Source organism: Microbacterium sp. (genome assembly GCF_031178525.1).
GTDB lineage: Bacteria > Actinomycetota > Actinomycetes > Actinomycetales > Microbacteriaceae > Microbacterium.
On record NZ_JAPSJA010000178.1, the window covers coordinates 1 to 5000 of the forward strand.

Annotated in this window: 4 protein-coding genes; all 4 read left to right on the forward strand. The window is 73.1% G+C overall.

The annotated features are described in order from the left end of the window. The coding region (locus RIF89_RS10860) for an ABC transporter permease subunit (RefSeq protein ID WP_309069128.1) at window positions 1-1118 on the forward strand (1118 nt) is incomplete at its 5' end. Further along, on the forward strand, window positions 1118-2194 hold the full coding sequence (locus tag RIF89_RS10865; protein ID WP_309069129.1) for a TIGR03364 family FAD-dependent oxidoreductase: 1077 nt from the start codon (window positions 1118-1120) through the stop codon (window positions 2192-2194). The genes RIF89_RS10860 and RIF89_RS10865, both read left to right, overlap by 1 nt. A 14-nt stretch (window positions 2195-2208) precedes the next feature. Continuing rightward, window positions 2209-2946 (forward strand): GntR family transcriptional regulator, encoded by a 738-nt coding sequence (locus RIF89_RS10870; RefSeq protein ID WP_309069130.1) that lies wholly within the window; start codon window positions 2209-2211, stop codon window positions 2944-2946. Window positions 2947-3148: 202 nt separating this feature from the next. Further along, the coding region (locus tag RIF89_RS10875) for a metallophosphoesterase (protein WP_309069131.1) at window positions 3149-5000 on the forward strand (1852 nt) is incomplete at its 3' end.

Here is a 5000-nt window from a genome sequence, read left to right on the forward strand (position 1 = left end):
TGCATCGCGCCGACATCAATCTCCGCGGCACGGTCATCCTGGGTGTCGTCGGCGTGGCCGGCATCGGCCTCGAGCTCGACGAGGCCCTGCACGCGGGTCCGTCGGGCATGCGCCGCGTCATCCCGCTCGTGCTCATCATCATCGCGCTGTGCCTCGCGTTCGAGATCGTCTCGTCGCTGCTGCGCGCGCGCCTGCTCGGCGTGAAGCCGAGCGGCAAGGGCGCGGCCGCCGCGATCGCCCGCGCGATCTCGCAGCGCGCCGGCTCCGCCGTCACCGGCCCGGCCCGCCCCCACGTCGTCGCGCAGCGGCACGAGCGCATCGAGGCCGCCATGCACCGGCCGTGGGATCGCGCCCGCATCACGTCGACCGTCGGGATCTGGCTGGGCGTCGCCATCGTCGTGGGATCGTTCCTCTACACCCAGCCAGAGGTGCTGAGGATCTTCTCGCCCCAGTGGGACCAGGTCCACAACCCCGCTCTCGACCGCGCCGTGTGGCCGCTGTCGTTCGGCAGCCGTGACTGGGGGGATGTGATCGGCGCCGTCCTCACCACCGTCCAGGTGGCGTTCGCCGCCACCCTGCTGGCGACGATCATCTCGGCGGTGATCGGCCCGCTCTCCGCGCGCAACGTCGCGCCCGCGCCGTGGGTGCGCAACACGTTCCGCGGCATCACGATCTTCCTGCGTGCGATCCCCGACCTCGTCGTGGCGATCCTGTTCATCATCGCGACCGGCTTCGGCCCGCAGGCCGGTGCGCTGGCGCTCGGCATCGGCGGTGTGGGCCTGCTCGGCAAGCTCATCGGCGACTCGATGGAGGAGGTGCCGAACGGCCCCGAGCGCGCCGTCTCGGCCGCGGGCGGCAGCCGCGCGCAGGTGTTCTTCTCCTCGACCGTGCCCATGTCGGTGCCGGCGCTCGTCAGCCACCTGATGTACGTGCTCGACCACAACATCCGCTCCGCGACCCTGCTGGGCGTCGTCGGCGCAGGCGGCATCGGCTTCCTGCTGCTCAACGCGCTGCAGGGACGGCACTTCGACCAGGTGCTCGCGTTCCTCGTCGTGATCGTCGCCATGGTGGTCGTCGTCGAGGGCGCGTCCGTGCTGATCCGCCGCGCTCTGAAGTGATGACGGATCGCTACGACCTGGCGGTCGTCGGGGCCGGCATCGTGGGGCTCGGCCACGCCGCGGCGGCCATGGAGCGCGGCCTGAAGGTCGTCGTCGTCGACCGCGCGACAGCGATCACGGGCGCGACCGTGCGCAATTTCGGCCACATCGGCACATCTGCGCACGTGGGCGAGGCCCGCGAGTACGCCGAGCGCGCCCGCGAGCTGTGGCTGCGCTACGCGCCGCGCGCGGGCTTCTGGCTGCGTGAGCCGGGCACGCTCGTGGTCGCCCGCACGGAGGAGGAGCGCGCGGTGCTCGCCGAGGCGGCCGAGGGCGTGGCGCTGTCGGGCGAGGACGTGATGCACCGCGTGCCGATCACCGGCGCGGTGGCGGGCGCCTACCTGCCGCGCGATGTGCAGGTCGATCCCCGCAGCGCCGCACCGGCCCTCGCCGGCTACCTGCAGCGTCGCGGCGTGGAGTTCCGCTGGCGCACCGCGGCGCTGGGCGTCGAGCCGGGCGCCCTGCACACGAGCCGCGGCGAGATCGCCGCCTCGGCGATCGTGCTCGCCGTGAACGTCGACGTCGATCACCTGTTCCCCGAGATCGCGGAGGAGCACGGGATCGTCCGCTGCGGACTCGACATGATGCTCGCCGACGGCGTCGGGCTCGGAATCCCGCTGCTGACGGGATCGTCGATGCTGCGCTACTCGGCGTTCGCCCGCACCGACGCGGCCGCCGCGCTGCGCCGCCGCTTCGAGGCCGAGGCCCCGGAGATGCTGTCGCGCGATGTGAACCAGATGTACACCGAGCGCCCCGACGGCACGCTCGTGATCGGTGACACGCACTACCGCGGCACCACGATCACGCCGTTCCAGGACGAAGCGGCGTTCGAGCTTCTCGCGCGGCTCGCACGGGAGCTGTTCGACGGCAAGGCCATCCGCATCCGCCAACGCTGGCAGGGCGTCTACGCCTCCGCTCCGCGGGACTTCCTGCGTGCGGCCCCGATGGACGGCGTGCGGGTCGTGTCGGTCACGACCGGCATCGGCATGACGACCGGACTGGGCCTTGCCGAGTCGGTCGTCGCCGAGCTGTTCTGACGCGAGGGACCGGCTTGAGCGCGCCGCGGTACCGCGACGTCGCCGCCGCGATCGCGCGGAGCATCACCGCCGGCGAGGTGCACGTCGGCGCCGCGCTGCCCGGAGAGCATCGCCTCGCCGAGCTGCACGGCGTGGCGCGCGGCACGGTGCGCAGCGCGCTCGCGCTGCTGCGCAGACGCGGCGTGGTCGAACCGCGCGCGGGCGCCGGCTGGATCGTGCAGTCCGGGTCGCTCACGCATGGGCTGTCGGGCTTCGGATCCTTCGCATCGTGGGCCCGTTCGCGCGGCCTCACGCCGTCGGGTCTGGTCGTGGCGGAGGACATCTCGCCCGCGACCGCCGCCGAGGCGCGCCTGCTGAGCGTCGGGGTGGGCGCGGACGTGCTGCGGGTCGTCCGGCTGCGCGCGCTCGACGGGCAGACGGTGATGATCGAGCGCAGCTGCTACCCCGCGCACGTCGCATCGGTCGTGGCCGGGCTGCCCCGCGACACGCCGTCGTACGCCGCGGTGCTCGCCGGCGCCGGATTCGGGGAGGAGTTCGGCTCCCACCGCATCGATGCCGTCGCGGCGTCCAGCGAGGACGCACGCCTGCTGGGCGTGCGCCGATCCAGCCCGCTGCTGCGCGTGAAGCGGCAGGCCTTCGCCCGCGACGGTCGCCCCATCGACCTGAGCGAGGATCGCTATCTGCCCGGCACGGTCGCCTTCGAGGCGCAGGCGAGCGCCTCCTCCGGCGCCTTCGGCCGCATCCTCGGCTGAGCCCGGACGCCCGACGCCCGGCGCCCGGCGCGCCGCGCGCGGAGCCGACCTGAACAGGTGTGCACACCCGTCCCCGCCGATCCGACCCGAGCGGCGGCGTGGTCGCGCGACGTTGCCTGCACGTTCACCGGGCGTTCCCCGGCGGCTCGAAGACTCGGCGCAGCGCCCTCATCCGCGCGCGCCACTCGGAAAGGAACCAGCGATGTCCTCCCCACACTCCCACGGACGGCCCCGCGCCCGCCGGGCCCTGCTCGGCGCGCTCACGGCCGCCGCGCTCGCCTTCAGCCCCGCCGTCCCGGCCCTGGCCGCCGCGGACGCCGGCCCCGCCGGCCCGACATCGGCCGCCGCGGCATCCGGCTCGACCCTCACCGTGGCGGACCGCGAACTGCTCGAAGGCGAGCCGCTCGTCGTCGAATGGGCGACCGATCGGCCGCATGCCCTGAACTGGGTGGGCGTCTACCCGACCTCGGCCGGCACGCCCGACGGCAGTCCCGGCTCCACGCAGTGGCGGTACACGCCCGGCTCCTCCGGCACCGTCGCGTTCGAGGGACTGCCGGCCGGTGCCTGGAGCGTGTACCTGCTCGCACAGGACGGCTACGCGCAGCTCGCCGCGCCCGTCGAGTTCACGGTCTCCGCGGATCCCGACCGGCCGCAGCCGGGCGACCCGCACGCTCCGGTCGAGATCGACCCCGTCGCCACCGACAACGCGATCGACGAGGTCGTCGCACGCGAGGGCTTCGGCGCCGACGGCGCGACCGGCTGGGCGGTGACCTTCGACGACACGATGACGGACGCCGGCTCCGACGCGCACCGCGGCTGGCGGTTCACCACGCGGTCCGAGTGGACGGCCGACATCGACGAGATGCGCACGCGCTTCGGACGCGCCCAGGACACCATCGCCATCGCCGACCCCCAGCAGTTCGGCGACCTGCCGTTCGACTCGACGCTGGCCGGCGCGCCCGTGCCGGTGGCCGGCCTCGGGGCGGTGCGCCTCACGTTCGACAGCCACTACCGCGGCGCTCCGGGCCAGGCCGGCGTCGTGGAGGTCAGCTTCGACGGCGGCGAGCGCACGCAGATCCTCCACCTCGACTCGACGACGGTCGCCGACGGCTACGACGCCCGTCGGATGAACGAGGTGCAGGACGTGACGGTCGAGGTGCCCGCGGGCGCCGAGGAGGCCGTGTTCTCGTGGCGCCTCACGGGCGACGCGTCGTCGCGCTACTGGGCCATCGACTCGGTGACCGTGCACGAGGTCCTCGCCGACGCCGCGGGCGGATCCACGCAGGCGTGGGTGATGAGCGACATCCAGGGGCACCCGCAGGACTGGCAGCACGCGCTCGGCGACTACGCGCGCATCGCCCCGGAGGCCGACGGCATGCTGCTCGTCGGCGACCAGGTCAACTCGGGCACCGCTGCCGAGTGGGATGAGATCTACACCGTCATGGACGCGACCGCCGGCATCCGGCCCCGTCAGACCATCGCGGCGATCGGTAACCACGAGCGGTACGCCGCGGGTGGCTTCGACGCGAACCGCGACCGCTTCCTCGCGTTCGCACAGCGCGATCGGGTGTGGGACGAGTACGTGCTCGAGGGCCCCGGCGGCGACGTGCCGGTCATCGTGCTGGGTCAGGAGTTCGCCGCACCCTCGGACGTCGCGATGAGCGACGCGCAGGTGGCGTTCCTCGAGGAGCGCCTGGCGCACTGGACGGAGCTCGACAAGCAGGTCGTCGTGATGACCCACTTCCCGCTCGGGGACACGGTGTCGGCATCGTGGATCCCCGGGTACCACGACCACCACCAGATGAACAGCAGACTGACCAGCATTCTCGGCAACTATCCGAACGCGGTCGTGTTCAGCGGGCACACGCACTATCCCGCGGAGCTCGGCGACTGGGCCGTGCAGCGCCGCACCGTCGACGGGCACCCAGACGGCTTCTGGGCCGTCAACACGCTCGCGATGCACGTCGAGTGGGACGCGCGCGGTGAGGACACGGCGGAGATCCGCGAGGTCGTCACGCGCGACATCGATCAGGGCCTGCTGCTCGACGCGTATG